The following is a 17,286-nucleotide window of genomic DNA, read 5'->3' as shown; positions in this document are numbered from 1 at the left end:
GGCGTCGCGGTCGGCCTGCGCCGCGGTGCGCTCCGCGGCGGAGGCGGCGGCATCCGCGGCCCGGTCGGCTTCGGTCGTCGCCGTTGATGCGGCGGTCATCGCGCCGACCCCGACGGCGCCGGCGGCGAGCACGACGAGGACCAGGCCGAGCAGGAGGCGGTGGGTGGGCACAGGCCGAGCCTAACCCGCGATGCCGGCCCGGGGCATCCGTCACCCCGCGTGTGGCGAAGCCCTCGACATGGGTCGCGCGGGTCTGCCCGAATGCTTGTCAGCAGCTTGCGGTCGGTGTAACTTTGCACTCGATGCAAACTTCATCCACTCCCCCGGTCACCACCGCCCGCTGATGAACCATCGGCAGATTCTCTTCGTCATCTTCGGCCTGATGGCCGGCATGTTCCTCTCCGCACTCGACCAGACCATCGTGGGCACGTCGATGCGCACAATTGCCGACGACCTCGATGGCATGGCGCTGCAGGCCTGGGTGACGACCGCATACCTGATCGTGTCGTGCATCAGCACCCCGATCTACGGCAAGCTCAGCGACATCTTCGGCCGTCGGCCGCTGTTTCTGATCGCGATCACGGTGTTCCTGATCGGGTCACTGCTGGCCGGGATGGCCAGTTCGATGTACGAGCTCGCGGTCTTCCGTGCGATCCAGGGGCTCGGCGCCGGCGGCCTGATGGCGCTGCCGCTCACGATCATGGGCGACATGCTCGCTCCCCGCGAACGCGCAAAATACCAGGGCTATTTTCTGGCCGTATTCGGGGTGTCCAGCGTGATCGGGCCGCTGATCGGCGGGGTGCTCGCCGGCAGCGACACCCTGCTGGGCGTGACCGGCTGGCGCTGGGTGTTCCTGATCAACATTCCGATCGGCCTGGTCGCCCTCGCCATCGTGCTGAAGTTCTTGCACGTGCCGCACACGAAGCGGCCGGTGCGCATCGATTGGTGGGGCGCGGCGACCGTGGTCATGGCCGCCGTGCCGCTGCTGCTCGTCGCCGAGCAGGGCCGCACCTGGGGTTGGGGTTCACCGCTGGCCCTCGCCTGCTACGGCGTGGGCATCGTCGGTATCGTCCTGTTCATCGTCGCCGAACGCGCGATGGGCGACGACGCGCTGATCCCACTGAAGCTGTTTCGCTCGGCGACCTTCTCGATGGCGACCGTGCTCGGCGTCTTCGTGGGCTTCGGCATGTTCGGCGCCATGATGACCGTGCCGCTCTACTTACAGCTCGTCAACGGCGCCACGCCGACCGAGAGCGGCTTTCTCATGCTGCCGATGATCGGCGGGCTCATGATCTCCTCGATTGCGAGCGGCCAGATCATCGCCCGCACCGGTCACTACAAAATCTTCCCGACCATCGGCACCGGCTTCATGTCGGCCGGGTTCCTGCTGCTGACTTTCGCCACCGCCGACCGGCCGGTGTGGTTCACCATGATCGGGATGCTGCTCATCGGCCTCGGGCTCGGCCAGCTGATGCAGACGCTCACCATCGCGAGCCAGAACTCGGTCGGGGCCCGCGACATCGGCGTGGCGACGAGCGCGTCGACGTTCTTTCGCCAGATCGGCGGCACGCTCGGCACGGCCGTGCTCTTCTCGGTGCTCTTCACCCGCATCCCGACCACGCTTCAGGCCGCGTTCAGCGACCCGGCCGCCCTCGCCGGCGTGCGGGCCGCCGCCGCGGACCCCGCGGTACAGGCCGACCCGGCCAACGCCGCGGTGCTCGACCTGCTCGGCAACCCGAGCGCGGTCGGCGGCGCCCTCGACGGGGACACCTCGTTTTTGAACGGAGCGGATGGCCGGCTCACGCATCCGTTCCTGGTCGGTTTCAGCGATGCCACGGTGACGGTGTTCTGGGTGGGCCTCGCGGTCGTGGCCGTCGCCTTCGTGCTGAGCTTTTTCCTGAAGGCGCCGCCGCTGCGCGAGACCTCGGCGATGCAGGAGGCCGCAAACGAGGCCGCAGAGGCAGCAAGGGCGACCCCCCTTCGCGAGTGAGCAATTTTTGCACTTCCCGCGTCGTTTAAGTGCAGAAAGTGCTCACTCGCGGAGAGTGTGAGCGGGGGGCGGGAATGTTTGGGGGGTGCGCCTTGTTTTAGTACAGATGCGCATTCTTATAGCAGGTGGACATGGAAAAATCGCTCGACTTCTGACACGGGAGCTGGTGGCAGGCGGACACGAGGTGACCGGCCTGATTCGCAACGACGAGCAGGGTGCTGACCTCATGCTCGACGGCGCGACCCCGGTTGTGCTCGACATCGAAACGGCCGAGGTTGCGGAGGTGACCGCCGCCCTGACCGGATTCGATGTGGCGGTCTTCGCGGCCGGCGCCGGAGGCGGCAGCGGCGACGCCCGCAAGCAGACCGTCGACTTCGGCGGCTCCGTCAAGCTCGCCGACGCCGCCGAAGCCGCCGGCGTGCGGCGCTTCATCCAGATCTCCTCGACCGGCAACGACCTCGTTCGAGGCGGCGGGCTCCCCGTCGGACTCGACGAGGGCATGCTCGCCTACTTCCAGGCCAAGCTCGCCGCCGAAGACGACCTCAAGCCCCGCGATCTCGCCTGGACCATCGTGCGCCCCGGCGGCCTCACGGATGCCGACGGTACCGGACTCGTACAGCTGCAGCTCACCGGCCCCGACCACACCGTGCCCGGATCCGTCGAGAAGAGCGGCACCGTGCCGCGTGCCGACGTCGCCGCGGTACTCGCCGAGCTCATCCGTTCCGGCACGGGCGTGCACCAGACGCTGCACCTGCTCGAGGGCTACCTCGAGGTCGAGGACGCCATCGCGGCACTGCCGGTCTCCAAGTAGGTCCGATGAGCTAGGCCCGACCCTCACTAACCACAGCCGGAAGAAGCCCCGCCCAGCGGGTGTTTCTTCCGGTTTTTGTGTGCCCGGGGCCGCTCGAGAAGGTTTTCGGCACCTCTTGACAGCGCCCGAAGGCGCGTTTATTGTCGTCTACAACATCGTGAGAGCGCTCTCACCACGGCTGGTGAGAGCGCTCTCAGCTCACCCATCATTCACAGCACCACACGCACACAAGGGAGTGACCGTGACGTTTTCACGCACCACCGCTGTCGCCGGTATCGCCAGCGCAGCCGCAATTGGCCTTCTGCTCACCGGCTGCACGAGCGCCGGAAATGCCTCCGACGACGGGGGTGACACCGAACTCACCGTCACGACATTTGGCACCTTCGGCTACGACGACCTCTACGCCCAGTACGAGTCCGACCACCCCGGCGTGACGATCAAGGCCACCAACATCGACACCGGCGGCAACGCCCGCACCGACCTGTTCACCAAGCTCGCCGCGGGCTCCGGGGTCAGTGACGTCGTCGCCCTCGAAGAGGGCTGGCTCGGCTCGGTCATGGAGGTCTCCGACCAGTTCGTCGACCTGAACGACTTCGGCGGCGCCGACATCGCCTCCCGCTGGGTGCCGTGGAAGCTCGACCAGGGCACGGATGCCGACGGTCGCCTGATCGGCTACGGCACCGATATCGGCCCCCAGGGCCTCTGCTACAACGCTCCCCTGTTCGAGGCGGCCGGACTGCCGAGCGATCGGGCATCCGTCGCCGAACTGTTCGGCGGCGACGACGCGACCTGGGAGGAGTACTTCGACCTCGGCCGCCAGTACCAGGCCGCGACCGGCAAGGCCTGGTTCGACCAGCCGAGCTTCGTCTGGAACTCCATGGTGAACCAGCTGCCCGAGGGCTACTACACGAGCGACGGCGAGCTGAACATCGAGGGCAACGCCGACCTCGAAGAGCGCTGGGGCTGGCTCACCCAGGGCGTGGCCGACGGCCTCTCGGCCCAGCAGGCGCGCTGGGACTGGGGCGGCGGCAAGGGCTTCGTCGACGGCAGCTTCGCAACCTTCGTCTGCCCGGGCTGGATGCTCGGCGTCCTGCAGGGCAACACCGAAAGCGGCGGCGGCTCAGCCGCCACCGGCTGGGACTTCGCCGACGTGTTCCCCGGCGGCGCGAGCAACTGGGGCGGCGCGTTCCTGGCCGTCCCGGCCACCAGCGAACACCAGGCGCAGGCCGCCGAGCTGGCTGCGTGGCTGACCGAACCGGCCCAGCAGGTGGCCCAGTTCGAGGCGGCCGGTACCTTCCCGAGCACGACGGAGGCGCAGGAGACCCTCGCCGCCGACGCCACCCCGAACGAGTTCTTCCAGGGTGCCCCGGTCGGCGCGATCCTCGCGGAGCGCGCTCAGGGCGTGGAGGCGCAGTTCAAGGGCCCCAACGACTCGGTCATACAGGAGAACGTGTTCCAGGCCGTGCTCGACCGCGTCGACACCGGCGAACTGAACGCCGAAACCGGCTGGGCCGAGGCCCTGAAACTGACCGACGAGCTCGTCGACCAGTAGCTCGTCAATTCAGTCAGCCGCTCCCCCGGGGCCGGCCGCGTGCCGGCCCCCGGACCCTCTGCCCTCACCCTTCGGAAAGGACCCCATGTCGGTCACGCTCAGCCGGCCCCGCCGCCCCAGGGCGACCAAGCCAGAGACGGATGCCGCCGCGCCGGACCGCGCGTCGCCATCCGCTCGCTCGCCGCTCAAGCAACGGCTCAGCCGCCTCGACGTGAAGGCCTCGCCGTACCTCTACATCGCGCCGTTCTTCGTGCTCTTCGGGCTCGTCGGGTTGTTCCCGCTCGGGTACACCTTCGTGGTGAGCCTCTTCGACTGGCGGCTGCTGCAGGGCCAGGGCGAGTTTGTCGGCCTCGACAACTTCGCCGCCGTGCTCGGGGACCGGTTCTTCTGGAACTCCCTGTTCAACACGGTCAGCATCTTCGTGCTCTCGAGCATTCCGCAGCTGGTCGCGGCGGTACTGATCGCGGCCGTGCTCGACCAGAACATCCGCGGCAAGACCTTCTGGCGCATGAGCGTGCTGCTGCCCTACATCGTCACCCCGGTCGCGGTGTCGCTGATCTTCACCAACATGTTCAACGAGCAGTACGGGCTCATCAACAACGTGCTCGGCGCCCTCGGGCTCGACCCGGTGATGTGGAAGACCGAGCAGCTGCCGAGCCACCTGGCGATTGCGACCATGGTGAACTGGCGCTGGACCGGCTACAACGCGCTCATCCTGCTGGCGGCCATGCAGGCCGTGCCCCGGGACATCCACGAGTCGGCGGCCCTCGACGGGGCCGGCGCGGTGCGGCGCTTCTTCTCGATGACCGTGCCGAGCATCCGCCCCACGCTGATCTTCGTGATCATCACCTCGACCATCGGCGGGCTGCAGATCTTCACCGAGCCCCGCCTGTTCGACCCGGTGACGGCCGGCGGCTCGGCCCGGCAGTTTCAGACCACCGTGCTCTACCTCTGGGAGATGGCCTTCTTTCGGCAGAACTTCGGTGAGGCCTCGGCGATCGCGTGGCTGTTGTTCCTGATCATTGTCGGGCTCGGAGCGCTGAATTTCTTCATCGCGCGGCGCATCTCGTCGGCCGAATCCCGGCGGGCGACCCGGCGCATCCGTCGTCGGCTGGCGCAGCTGAAGGGGCAACCGGCCGACCGAATGGAGGACCACTCATGAGCACGCTGCTCACCCGAACCCCGCGCCGGGCACAACCGCGCCGCCGCTCACGAGCGGTCGGCATCGACGCCCGACCCGGATTTCTCGTCTACGGGCTGCTGACCGCGATTCTGCTCGGCTCCGCGTACCCGCTGTGGTGGTCGTTCGTGATGGGGTCGAGCGAGAGCTCAGCGCGCGGCGACACCTGGCCGCCGCTGCTGCCCGGCGGCCGGTTCTGGATCAACGTCGGCGAGGTGCTCGACAGCGTGCCGTTCTGGCTCGCCCTCGGCAACAGCCTGATCATCTCGAGCGTAATCACCGTCTCGGTCGTCTTCTTTTCGACCTTGGCCGGGTATTCCTTCGCGAAGCTGCGCTTTCGCGGCAACACCGCGTTGATGGTCGTACTGGTGGCGACGATGGCGATCCCGACCCAGCTGGGCATCATCCCACTGTTCATGCTCATGCGGGAATGGGGCTGGACGGGCCAGATCGGCGCGGTTGTGGTGCCGACCCTGGTCACGGCGTTCGGGGTGTTCTTCATGCGGCAGTACCTGGTCGACGTGATTCCCGACGAGCTGATCGAGGCGGCCCGGGTCGACGGGGCCAGCATGATCGGCACATTCTGGCACGTCGCGCTGCCGGCGGCCCGGCCCGCGATGGCGATTCTGGCGCTGTTCACCTTCATGACGGCGTGGACAGACTTTCTCTGGCCGCTGCTGGTGCTGAACTCGTCGAACCCGACCCTGCAGACGGCGCTCAGCCAATTGCAGTCCGCGCGGTACGTCGATTATTCGGTGGTGCTGACCGGGGCTATCCTCTCAACTATCCCGCTGCTCGTGCTCTTCCTGATCGCCGGCAAACAACTCATCTCGGGAATCATGCAGGGAGCGGTAAAAGGCTGATGACACGCACTTCACGACACGCGCCGGTTCCATTGACGACGTTCGACTGGCCGCAGGACTTCATCTGGGGCTCGGCGACCGCCGCAGCCCAGGTCGAGGGCGCCGGCCACGAGGGTGGCAAGGAGGATTCCATCTGGGATGCCTTCGCCCGCGTTCCCGGAGCGGTTGCCGGCGATGAGAACCTCGAGACCGCCGACGACCACTACCACCGCATGCCGGCCGACGTGGCGCTCATGAAGCAGCTGGGCCTCGGCTCCTACCGCTTCTCGACCAGCTGGGCGCGCGTGCGCCCGGGTGACCGCGCCACGAACCCCGAGGGCCTGGACTTCTACTCCCGGCTCGTCGACGAGCTGCTCGAAGCCGGAATTCTGCCCTGGCTCACCCTCTACCACTGGGACCTGCCGCAGGCCCTCGAAGAGAAGGGCGGCTGGGCCAACCGCGACACCGCTGCCCGGTTCGTGGACTACGCGACGGATGTCTACGCCGCCCTCGGCGACCGGGTCACCCACTGGACCACCTTCAATGAACCGTTCTGTTCCTCCCTGCTCGGCTACGCCTCGGGCGTGCACGCCCCCGGGCGGCAGGACGGCCGGGCAGCGATCGCCGCCGTGCACCATCAGCACCTCGCCCACGGCCGGGCCGTGCTCGCGCTGCGGGACCTCGGTGCGGAGCACGTGGGCATCACCCTCAACCTCACCAACGCGGTGCCGCGCGACCCGACCGACCCGGTCGACGTCGAGGCCGCCCGCCGTCTCGACTCCCTCGCGAACCGCATCTTCCTCGACCCGATCCTGCGCGGCACGTACCCGGCCGACACCCTGCGCGACCTCGAGCCGTTCGGACTGTCCGAGGCGTCCGGGCCGAACGGGGAGGCGGCGCTCATCCAGCCCGGCGACCTCGCGACGATCGGCGCCCCGATCGACTTTCTTGGTGTCAACCATTACCACGACGACTCGGTGAGCGGGCATCCGCTTGTCGCCAGCGACGGCGGCGACGCCGACAGCCACTCCGGCGGCGCCAGCCGCCCGGTCGGGTCGCCCTTTGTCGGCAGCGAATACATCACCTTCCCCAGCCGCGGCCTGCCCCGCACGGCCATGGACTGGGAGGTCAACCCCGAGGGGCTGCGCCACCTCCTGGTGCGCCTCGGCGAGGAGTACTACCGCCTGCCGCCGCTGTACATCACCGAGAACGGCGCCGCCTACGACGACACCGTGGCAGCGGATGGCGCGGTGCACGACCTCGAGCGCACGCAGTACATCCTGGACCACGTCGCAGCCGTCGCCCGGGCGATGGCCGACGGCGCTGACGTGCGCGGCTACTTCGTCTGGTCGCTGCTCGACAACTTCGAGTGGTCCTACGGCTACGGCAAGCGCTTCGGCATCGTGCGGGTCGACTATGACACGCTTGAACGCACGGTCAAGGACAGCGGGCTCACCTTTGCCCGGTTGATCGAGGCCGCGCGCGAGCCGGCGCCGGTCGCCGGGTAGCGGCGGGTAGCGCCATGACGGCGGCGGAGTCCTCTGCAGCGGGCGCGGCTTCGGGCTCGGGCGCGGCCCCAGTCACGGGCGCGAGCTCGGGCGCTGCCCGGGGGATGCCGACGCTCGAGATGGTCGCCGAGCTCGCCGGAGTATCGCGGGCGACCGTCTCGCGGGTTGTGAACGACTCGCCCAAGGTGACCCCCGAGATCACACGCTCGGTGCAGGCGGCGATCGCCGAACTGAACTACGTGCCCAATCGGGCGGCGCGGTCACTCGTGAACCGCCGCACCCAGGCGATTGCCCTCGTCGTGCCGGAATCGACGGCCAAGGTCTTCGCGGACCCCTTCTTCGCATCCGTCGTGCAGGGCATCGCCCTGTTCTTGGCCGAAACCGACTACACGCTCAACATGCTCATCTCGTCGGAGGGGCGACCCGAGAAGACTCGGCGCTACCTGCTCGGCGGTAACGTCGACGGGGCGATCGTGGTGTCGCATCACAGCGGCGATCACTCCTATGCCCACCTCGGCCAGGCGCTGCCGATCGTCTTCGGCGGGCGGCCGCTCGCCGAGCAGAACGGCAGCTACTACGTCGACGTCGACAATGTGGCCGGCGCGATCACGGCGACCGAGCATCTGCTCTCGCTCGGGCGGCGCCGTATCGCGACGATCGCCGGGCCGCAGGACATGCCGCCGGGCGTCGACCGGCTCGCAGGCTGGCGGCAGGCCCTCGGCCGGGCCGGGGTCAGCGACGCGATGGTTGAGCTGGGCGACTTCTCGCCGGCGTCGGGCGCGGCGGCCATGCGGCGACTGTTGGATCGGGGCGGGCCGATCGACGCGCTGTTCGCGGCGAACGACCAGATGGCCGCGGGCGCGTTCTCGGTGCTGCACGAGCGGGGGCTGCGGATTCCCGGAGATATCGCGGTCGTCGGCTTCGACGACGACTATTTCGGGGCCACCGCGACGCCGGCGCTGACGACGGTGCACCAGCCGGCCGCGCAGCTCGGCGCGATGATGGCGGAGGTGTTGGTGAAGATCATCGAGGGGGTGCCGGTCGAGCGGGTGACGTCGCTGCCGACGGCGCTCGTGGTGCGGGACTCGGCGTAGCGGGGTTGCTCACCCGCTCGGGTGCGGTTCCGCAGACGGTGAACTGCAGCAAATATGTGGGCGGTCCCGCTGCGTGGGCGGTCCGCGACTGACGCAGGGGGTGATTCCGCGGCCGCGAGTGGGCGCATATGGCCCCGTGAACTCGCTTCAAGGGGCCACATGCGCCCACTCGCGAAAGCCACGGGGCCAGTTGCGCCCACTCGCACGAAGTGTCAGAGATGGCCTCTTGGCTCGCACGAAGTGTCAAAGAAGGCCCCTTGGACGGGACTGAAGGGGCGTTCTTTGACACTTCGCGGGGGGATTGTCGTTTGATGGGGCATTCTGTGACATCTCGCGAGCGAGGTGTCACAGATGGCCCCTTGGTGGGTGGCCAGGTCGCGTCGCCCTCTGCGTCATGGGGCATTCTGTGACACCTCGCGCACGAAGTGTCAGAGATGGCCCCTTGAGCCCTGACGTGGGTGAGCCGATGGGTGCGCCTCACGCGCGAGGGGAGGGCCCAGGTGCTCACACGCGGGATGTCGCGGCGCGGGTCAGGCGAGCTGGGGCACGACCTCGGCGGCGAGGAACTCCAGGTGGTCGAGGTCGGAGAGGTCCATGATCTGCAGATAGACGGCCTCGACACCGTCGGCGGCGAGCGCTCCGAGGCGGTCCACGATCTCCGCGGGGGTGCCCGCGAGGCCGTGGGCGCGCAGTTCCTCGGGTTCGCGGCCGATCGCCGCGGCGCGGCGGGCGAACTCGGCCTCGGTCGCCCCGGCCACCGTCACGAGCGCCGTCGAGTAGACGAGCGAATCGGGGTCGCGGTTGATGGCCTCGCAGGCCGCCCGCACGCCCGCGAACTTGCCGGCAATATCGGCGAACTCGGGGAAGGGCAGGTTGAATTCGGTCGCAAAGCGCGCGGCGAGCGCCGGCGTGCGGCGGGCGCCGCCACCGCCGACGATCACGGGCACGCGAGCCTGCGTGGGCTTGGGCAGCGCCGGGGACTCGATCAGCGTGTAGTGCTCCCCGGCGAAGCTGTACGTCTCGCCGAGCGGCGTCTTCCACAGCCCGGTGATGACCTCGAGCTGCTCCTCGAGCATGCCGAAGCGCTTCGGTGGGAACGGGATTCCGTAGGCGAGGTGTTCTTTCTCGAACCAGCCGGTGCCGAGCCCGAGCTCCACTCGTCCTCCGGACATCTGGTCGACCTGGGCGATCTGGATGGCGAGGATTCCCGGCGGGCGGTAGGTGACGGAGGATACGAGCGTTCCCAGGCGGATGCGTGTCGTCTCGCGGGCCAGCCCCGCCAGCGTGGTCCAGGCATCCGTCGGGCCGGGCAGGCCCGAGCCGTCACCCATGGCGAGGTAGTGGTCGCTGCGGAAGAACGCATCGAAACCGAGGCGTTCGGTGGCCTGCGCGACGGCGAGCACGTCGTCGTAGGTCGCGCCCTGCTGGGGTTCGGTGAATACGCGAAATCTCATGAAACCAGTCTGCCTGCGGGGCCTGTGGATACGAAACCAGCGCTTTCTGAGGTGGATGCCGCGGCGCCGCCCGGGGCTTCGACCGGGCCATCGAGCCCGGCCGGAAAGAACTCCACCTCGGGCAGCAGCGCGAACCGGGCCCGCATCACCGTGAGGGCCTCGGGGTTCTGGTCCATCAGCACGAATCGCCGCCCGAGGGCCGCCGCGACGGCACCCGTCGTGCCGCTGCCGGCGAAGAAGTCCAGCACCCAGTCGCCTTCGCGGCTCGAGGCCTGGATGATGCGGCGAAGGATGCCGACCGGCTTCTGGGTGGGATAGCCCGTCTTCTCCTTGCCGGTGGGCGAGACGATCGTGTGCCACCAGACATCCGTCGGCAGCTTGCCCTTGGCCACCTTTTCGGGCGTGACCAGCCCCGGAGCCATGTACGGCTCGCGGTCGACGGTTGTCGAATCGAAGTAGTACGCCTGCGGGTTCTTCACGTAGACGAGGATCGTGTCGTGCTTGGTGGGCCAGCGGCTCTTCGATTTGGCGCCGTAGTCGTAGGCCCAAATGAGCTCGTTGAGAAAGCAGTCCCGGCCGAAGAGGGCGTCGAGCAGCACCTTGGCGTAGTGCGCCTCCCGGTAGTCCAGATGCAGGTACAGCGTGCCGTCTTCGGCGAGCAGGCGCCACGCTTCGATCAGGCGCGGCTCGAGAAAGGCCCAGTAGTCCTCGAAGGCGTCATCGTAGCCGAGCAGGTCGCCCTTGATGCGCTCGTAGCGCTGGCCCTTGAACCCAGTGATGGTGCCGGCGGCGCTCGCTCCCCCGGCGGACCGCACCGACGTCGTGGACTGCCGTTTTTGGCTGCGACCGGTATTAAAGGGGGGATCGAGGTAGATCAGGGTGAACGCCGAGTCGGGGAGCTGGGGCAGAATCTCGAGATTGTCGGCGTGAATCACCCGGCTGGGACTTGTCTGTGACCACGCGGTTGGCATTCGTCCATTCTGTCAGGCGGCATAGTCTGTGCGGATGACAAAATCGACACCAACCCCGGTTACGACCCCGCCCACCACCTCCGGCGCGGTCGTGCGGCACGACGAGAACGACTCCCGGTACATCCTGACCCTTACTGGGGAGACGGTCGGACTCGCCGACTACTGGGTGTCCGGCCAGAACATGCACTTCACCCACACCGAGGTGGACCCGAGCCGCCGCAATCAGGGGCTCGCCGGCATCCTGATCGAACAGGCACTGAACGACGCCCGCACCCGCACCGACCTCACTGTCGTGCCGGACTGCCCCTACGTGGCGCACTGGATCGACCAGCACGCCGAATACCAGGACCTGCTGACCCGCGGCCGCTAACCCCGCTCGAAACTCATCGAGAGCGGATGCCCGCCATCTGCCTGAGGTTCAGGCTTAGGGAACCCGCGTCAGCCAGGCATCCGTGCTGAACTTGGTGGCGACCAGCTCGGTCGCCTTGGCGTACTCCTCGGCGGTGATGTCGCCGGGGGTCGCCCCGTAGAGCCCGGCGAAGGTCGCCTTCATCGTGTCGATGATCTCGGCGCGGCTGAGCCCGGTCTGGCTGCGCAACGGGTCGACCCGCTTCGCGGCGCTCGTGATGCCCTTGTCGCTGAGCTTCTCGCGACCGATGCGCAGCACCTGCACCATCTTCTCGCCGTCCATGTCGTAGCTCATGGTGACGTGGTGCAGCACGGCTCCGCTGCCGAGGCGTTTCTGGGCGGCGCCGCCGATCTTGCCCTTCGGGCTCGTGATGTCGTTGAGCGGCTGATAATAGGCGTCGATGCCGAGCGATTTGAGGGCGGTGATGACCCACTCGTCGAGGTAGGCGTAGGAGTCGGCGAAGCTCATGCCCTGCACGAGGTCGGTCGGCGCGTAGATGGAATAGGTGATGACGGAGCCGGCCTCCATGAACATCGCGCCGCCGCCGCTGATGCGGCGCACGACGGTGAAGCCGAATTTCTCGGCGTTCTCGGGGTCGACCTCATTCTTGAGGCTCTGGAAGCTGCCGATCACGACGGCCGGTTCGTTCCACTCCCAGATGCGCAGGGTCGGCTGGCGGCGCCCCTCGCCGACCTCGGTCGCGAGCACCTCGTCGAGCGCCATCTGCATGACCGGCGGCACCGGCTTGGAGTGGATGATCTGCCAGTCGTAGTCGCGCCAGCTGCTGGCGCGGGCCAGGGAGCGGCGCACGGCCACGGCGACGGCCTCCGGCGAGAAGCCGAGCAGGCTCGCCCCGACCGGCAGCGCCCGGCGCACGGCGGCAGTGATGCTCGCGGCGTCGCTGTCGGCCGGGAGCCCGTTCACGGCCTCGTTGATGTCGTCGAGCGCGCTGTCGGGTTCGAGGAAGAAATCCCCCGCCAGCCCGAAGTTCGTGATCGTGTTATCGACCACGTCGAGATCGACGACGACAAGTTTGCCGCCCGGAACCTTATATTCACCGTGCATTGGGCCAGCCTAATCGCCCGGCCGGGCGACGGATGCCACCCCCGCCACCCCTGCGAAAAGCGGATGGCGCGACCAGACGGGCCCGTTTCATCCGCTGCCCAGCGACTTCGCGTCAATCCGTCCGCTTTTCGTCACGAGCGGCAGCAGGCACGACCGGCAGGTGCTCGTCGAGCCAGTGCAGCAGGTCGGCAATCACCTCCGAGCGGTTGGTCTCGTTGAACACCTCGTGCCGGGCGCCCGGGTAGACCACCAGGCGCACGTCGCGCAGCCCCGACCGGGCCACGTAGGCCTCGGCGAGCCGGGCCGCGCTGCGTTCCCCGCCGACGGTGTCGTCGCCGCCGACGAGCATCAGCAGCGGCAGTGCGGTCGGCAGCCCGCGGGCGGGCCGGCCGAACAGCCGGGCCGCCTCGCGCAGGCCGAACAGCTTCGCGAGTGGCGTGGCCGTGGTCAGCGGATCGCTGACAAACGCCGCGGCGATCGCGGGGTCACGGCTCAGCCACTCCATTCCGGTCGTGCCGAGCTTTTTGTGCCTGCGGTTCAGGTCTCCCGCGTCCATGTACCCCGGCCACCGGTACGCAGTGCCCGAGAGCACCACCGCGTCGTACTCGCCTGCGTGCTCGTTGATGATCATCTGGGCCAGGAACGACCCCCAGCTGTGCCCCAACAGAATCAGCGGCAGCCCGGGCTCTGCGCGACGGATGATGCCGCTCAGCTGCCGCACACCGGCCGCGGCCGCCCGCACCCCGCCAACACCGAGCCGCCCGAGGCGGGTATGGTCGCCGCCGTGCTGGCCGAGTCCGGTCTGGCCGTGACCACGATGGTCGTCGGCATAGACGGTGTAGCCGGCCGCGTTGAGCGCCTCGGCGAGCGCGGCGTAGCGCAACGCGTGTTCGCCGACGCCGTGGGCGATCTGCACGATGCCGCGCGGGGCATCCACCGGCCAGACGTAATAGGTGATGGTGACGCCGTAAACATCGGTGTAGGTGGGCACGAGGCCAGTCTGTACCCTCGTAGCCCACCCGGGGAATAGCAAAAACAGGGAATACTTAGCAAGACTAATTTGCTACGCTAAATAGATGCTCACTGACACCGCGCCCCACCACTCGGCGGATGCCCCCGGCCACGAGAGCACCGTGGCCGAACTCAGCCACGACTTTCGCATGGCCAACGGCCGCCTGGCGCGCCGCCTGCGGCAGGAGAAAGCCGACAACGAGCTCAGCGCGAGCCAGTTCTCGGCCCTCGGCAGCCTGTTCGTGGAAGGCCCGCTCACGCTCAGCGAACTCAGCGAACACGAGCACGTGACCCCGCCGTCGATGACGCGCACCGTGCATGCCCTCGTCACCGCGGGCCTCGTCGACCGGTCCGGCGCCGCCGACGACGGCCGCAAGGTCGTGCTCACGGCCACGGCGGCCGGCCTCGACATCATGCGGGAGACCCGCAAACGCCGCGAGGCCTGGCTCGCCCAGCGGCTGATTCTGCTCACCCCCGCGCAGCGCCAGACCCTCGCGGACGCCGCCTCGATCATGAAGGAGCTCGCCAACAGTTGAGTGCCATGTTCCGCTCCCTGAGCGTCATCAATTACCGCATCTGGTTCGCCGGGGCCCTCGTCTCGAACATCGGCACCTGGATGCAGCGCACCGCCCAGGACTGGATCGTGCTCACCGAGCTGACCGACTACAACGCGACCGCGGTCGGCATCACCATGGCCCTGCAGCTTGGCCCGATGCTCATCCTGATGCCGTGGGCCGGCCTCATTGCCGACCGGTTCAACCGGCGCAAACTGCTCATCCTCACGCAGGCGCTCATGGGCCTGCTGGCCCTCGGACTCGGAATCCTGACCGTGACCGGCATCGCCGAACTTTGGCACGTCTACCTGTTCGCCCTCGGGCTCGGCGTCGTCGCCGCGATCGACGCGCCCGCCCGTCAGGCCTTCGTCTCGGAGCTCGTCTCGGAGGACAACCTCAGCAACGCCGTCGCCCTGAACTCGGCGTCATTCCACGGTGCCCGCCTCTTCGGACCGGCCGCCGCCGGCCTGCTCGTGGTTGCCGTCGGCGCCGGCTGGGTCTTCATGATCAACGCCGTCACCTTCGCCGCCACGGTGTTCGCGATGATGCTGCTGCGCACCCACCTTTTGCGCCGCCAGCCGCCAGTCAGCCGGGAGCGCGGACAGCTCGCCGCGGGATTCCGGTACGTGCGCGGCCGCCCCGACATCATGGTCGTCATGGTCGCCGTGTTCCTGATCGGCACCTTCGGCCTCAACTTCGCCATCTTCACCTCGACCATGGCGACGATCGAGTTCGGCAAGGGCGCCACCGAGTTCGGCCTGCTCAGCTCGATCATGGCGATCGGCGCGGTGGTCGGCTCCCTGCTCGCCGCCCGCCGCAGTCAGGCCCGGCTGCGCATGATCATCATCGGGGCCGCGCTGTTCGGCGTCTCCTGTGCGTTGGCCGCTGTGATGCCCACGTACGGCAGCTTCGCGGTCTCCCTCGCCCTCGTCGGCCTGTCGTCGCTGACGCTGATGACGACGGCGAACGCCTACGTGCAGACCACCACCCAGGCCGACATGCGCGGCCGGGTCATGGCGCTCTACATGGCCATCTTCGTCGGCGGAACCCCGCTCGGTGCTCCGCTCGTCGGCTGGGTCGCGGATGCCTTCGGCCCCCGCTGGGCACTCGGCCTCGCGTCGGCCTCGGGTCTGCTGGCCGCTGCCGCCCTGTTGTACTGGATGATCCGCTACCGCGAGTTGCGGTTGCGGCTGCGGCTGCGCACCTCGCCGCGGGTGCAGCTGTTGCACGCCGGTGACGGCCGCGGGGCGGCCTCGACGGGGCCCGCCGCGGCATCCGCTGCCGACCGCACTGCTGCCGACCGCACGGAGGCCGTGGACACCGCGACCCGAGAGATCGCGGTCGTCGAGGGCACCAGCTCGCGTTAGCGCACGCCGCCCATCAGGCGCAGCACCGGGCGGGCGACGATCGCGAGCATCACACCGAGGAGGATGGCGATGCCGCCGAGCACGCCGAAGTACAGCGTCTCGTCGACGGTCGCGTACCACTCGGCGAGCAGGCCGGACACGGCCGAGCCCAGCGCGACGGACAGGAAGAACAGCGCCACCATCTGGGTTTTGAAGACCACGGGCGCGAGTTTCGTGGCGACCGAGAGTCCGACCGGGGAGAGCAGCAGCTCCGCGACGGTGAAGACGAGCAGGATGCCGACCATGGCCAACAGCGGGGTCGAGTTCGCCGCTCCGCCCGCGAAGGGCAGGAACAGCAGGAACGCGATGCCCATGATGCCGGTGCCGAAGGCGAACTTCACCGGGGTGGACGGCTGACGGGTGCCCCACTTGGTCCAGATGGCGGCGAAGATGCCAGACAGCACGATGATGAAGACCGGGTTGATCGACTGCACCCAGGAGACCGGCATCTCCCAGCCAAACAGGTCGCGGTTGAGGCGTTCGTCGGCGTAGATCGTGACGACGGTGAACTGCTGCTGGTACAGCGACCAGAACGCGGCGCTCGCGATGAACAGCGGGATGAACGCGTAGACGCGCTTGCGTTCGACGGTGCTGATTTGCCGGTTGGTGAGTATCACGATGAAGTACGAGATCGTGGCGACGATGGTCAGCCCGATCACGATCGTGACCAGGTTGGAGGCCGTGATGACACCGGTCATCACCAGAACCACGATGATCGCGACGGCGACGAGGGCGATGAGGATGTACCGGTTGTAGCGCTCCCGCGGCAGGGGATCGGGCACGACGCGGGACGCTTCGGGCAGGCGCTTACGCCCGAAGGAGTACTGCGTGAGCCCGATCGCCATGCCCACCGCGGCGAGGCCGAAGCCGTAGTGGAAGCCGAGAGTGGTCTGCAGGAGGCCGGTGAGGATCGGTCCGAAGAACGCGCCGAGGTTGATGCCGAGGTAGAAGATGGAGAACCCGGCGTCGCGACGGGGATCATCCGCTGAATACAGCGTGCCGACGACGGAGGTCGCGTTGGCCTTGAGCCCGCCACTGCCGACCGCGACCAGGATGAGGCCGGCGGCCAGGCCGATGACGCCGGGCAGCAGGGCCAGAGCGATGTGGCCGAGCATGATGACGATGGCGCTGTAGAAGAGCACCCGCTCCGAGCCGAGCAGGCGGTCGGCGACCCAGGCGCCGAGGATCGTGGAGAGGTACACGCCACCGCCGTAGGCGCCGACTATGCCCGCCGCGGTGGCCTGCGGGATGCCGAGGCCGTCGTCAGCCGCCGAGTAGTACAGGTACAACAGCAGGATGCCCTGCATGCCGTAGAAGGAGAAGCGCTCCCACATCTCGACGCCGAAGATATGGGCCAGGGAGCGGGGTTGCCCGAGAAATCCGGTGTCTTCGTGGTGGGCTTTGGCTTCGTCGGAGGTCGTACTCATCCCTTCAGAATA

15 protein-coding genes are annotated in these 17,286 nt (G+C 68.2%); 10 read left to right on the top strand and 5 right to left on the bottom strand.

Annotated features, from left to right (window positions below):
* Positions 1–343 precede the first annotated feature (343 nt).
* From D6T64_RS12830 to D6T64_RS12800, 7 genes are all read left to right on the top strand, one after another.
* The gene (locus tag D6T64_RS12830; protein WP_119975066.1) at positions 344–1,990 is read left to right on the top strand and encodes an MDR family MFS transporter; all 1,647 of its coding nucleotides are present in this window, start codon (positions 344–346) and stop codon (positions 1,988–1,990) included.
* A gap of 106 nt (positions 1,991–2,096) precedes the next feature.
* The gene (locus D6T64_RS12825; RefSeq protein ID WP_119975065.1) at positions 2,097–2,801 is read left to right on the top strand and encodes an SDR family oxidoreductase; all 705 of its coding nucleotides are present in this window, start codon (positions 2,097–2,099) and stop codon (positions 2,799–2,801) included.
* A gap of 241 nt (positions 2,802–3,042) precedes the next feature.
* The gene (locus tag D6T64_RS12820; protein ID WP_119975082.1) at positions 3,043–4,353 is read left to right on the top strand and encodes an ABC transporter substrate-binding protein; all 1,311 of its coding nucleotides are present in this window, start codon (positions 3,043–3,045) and stop codon (positions 4,351–4,353) included.
* An 85-nt stretch (positions 4,354–4,438) separates the two neighbouring features.
* Positions 4,439–5,515, top strand: a complete 1,077-nt coding sequence (locus tag D6T64_RS12815; protein WP_119975064.1) for a carbohydrate ABC transporter permease — start codon at positions 4,439–4,441, stop codon at positions 5,513–5,515.
* The gene (locus tag D6T64_RS12810) at positions 5,512–6,396 is read left to right on the top strand and encodes a carbohydrate ABC transporter permease (RefSeq protein ID WP_119975063.1); all 885 of its coding nucleotides are present in this window, start codon (positions 5,512–5,514) and stop codon (positions 6,394–6,396) included. The genes D6T64_RS12815 and D6T64_RS12810 overlap by 4 nt, the downstream gene beginning before the upstream one ends.
* A complete protein-coding gene (locus D6T64_RS12805) occupies positions 6,396–7,883 on the top strand; it encodes a glycoside hydrolase family 1 protein (protein ID WP_119975062.1) in 1,488 nt (495 codons plus the stop codon). The genes D6T64_RS12810 and D6T64_RS12805 overlap by 1 nt, the downstream gene beginning before the upstream one ends.
* Positions 7,884–7,987: 104 nt before the next feature.
* Entirely contained in the window at positions 7,988–8,977 is a 990-nt protein-coding gene (locus D6T64_RS12800) for a LacI family DNA-binding transcriptional regulator (protein WP_233551146.1), read from the top strand.
* A gap of 530 nt (positions 8,978–9,507) precedes the next feature.
* On the opposite strand, the gene D6T64_RS12795 is transcribed toward D6T64_RS12800, so the two are convergent.
* Complete coding sequence (locus tag D6T64_RS12795; protein WP_119975060.1) at positions 9,508–10,431, bottom strand: LLM class F420-dependent oxidoreductase; 924 nt, start codon at positions 10,429–10,431, stop codon at positions 9,508–9,510.
* On the bottom strand, positions 10,428–11,402 hold the full coding sequence (locus tag D6T64_RS12790) for a DNA-methyltransferase (protein ID WP_119975059.1): 975 nt from the start codon (positions 11,400–11,402) through the stop codon (positions 10,428–10,430). The genes D6T64_RS12795 and D6T64_RS12790 overlap by 4 nt, the downstream gene beginning before the upstream one ends.
* Before the next feature lie 34 nt (positions 11,403–11,436).
* On the opposite strand from D6T64_RS12790, the gene D6T64_RS12785 reads away from it, so the two are divergent.
* Entirely contained in the window at positions 11,437–11,772 is a 336-nt protein-coding gene (locus D6T64_RS12785; RefSeq protein WP_119975058.1) for a GNAT family N-acetyltransferase, read from the top strand.
* A gap of 54 nt (positions 11,773–11,826) precedes the next feature.
* Here D6T64_RS12785 and D6T64_RS12780 read toward each other — a convergent pair whose 3' ends face one another.
* Together D6T64_RS12780 and D6T64_RS12775 are read right to left on the bottom strand one after the other, a co-directional pair.
* Positions 11,827–12,876 carry a lipoate--protein ligase family protein gene (locus tag D6T64_RS12780; protein ID WP_119975057.1) on the bottom strand — a complete coding sequence of 350 codons (1,050 nt, stop codon included), beginning with the start codon at positions 12,874–12,876 and terminating at the stop codon, positions 11,827–11,829.
* Positions 12,877–12,988: 112 nt separating this feature from the next.
* Positions 12,989–13,867, bottom strand: a complete 879-nt coding sequence (locus D6T64_RS12775; protein ID WP_119975056.1) for an alpha/beta fold hydrolase — start codon at positions 13,865–13,867, stop codon at positions 12,989–12,991.
* 85 nt (positions 13,868–13,952) lie between these two features.
* Between D6T64_RS12775 and D6T64_RS12770 the strand changes: the two genes are divergently transcribed.
* Positions 13,953–14,423 (top strand): MarR family winged helix-turn-helix transcriptional regulator, encoded by a 471-nt coding sequence (locus D6T64_RS12770; RefSeq protein WP_119975055.1) that lies wholly within the window; start codon positions 13,953–13,955, stop codon positions 14,421–14,423.
* Entirely contained in the window at positions 14,420–15,808 is a 1,389-nt protein-coding gene (locus tag D6T64_RS12765) for an MFS transporter (protein ID WP_119975054.1), read from the top strand. Before D6T64_RS12770 ends, D6T64_RS12765 begins: the two co-directional genes overlap by 4 nt.
* Here D6T64_RS12765 and D6T64_RS12760 read toward each other — a convergent pair.
* Positions 15,805–17,274, bottom strand: coding sequence for a peptide MFS transporter (locus D6T64_RS12760; protein WP_119975053.1), 1,470 nt, complete (start codon positions 17,272–17,274; stop codon positions 15,805–15,807). The two genes, D6T64_RS12765 and D6T64_RS12760, sit on opposite strands and share 4 nt — an antisense overlap.
* Between the last annotated feature and the right edge of the window lie 12 nt (positions 17,275–17,286).

The sequence above is a fragment of the Cryobacterium melibiosiphilum genome (genome assembly GCF_003602235.1).
GTDB classification, from domain to species: domain Bacteria; phylum Actinomycetota; class Actinomycetes; order Actinomycetales; family Microbacteriaceae; genus Cryobacterium; species Cryobacterium melibiosiphilum.
The sequence above is the reverse complement of the archived record's forward strand: the minus strand, read 5'-3'. Positions and strand labels throughout refer to the sequence as shown.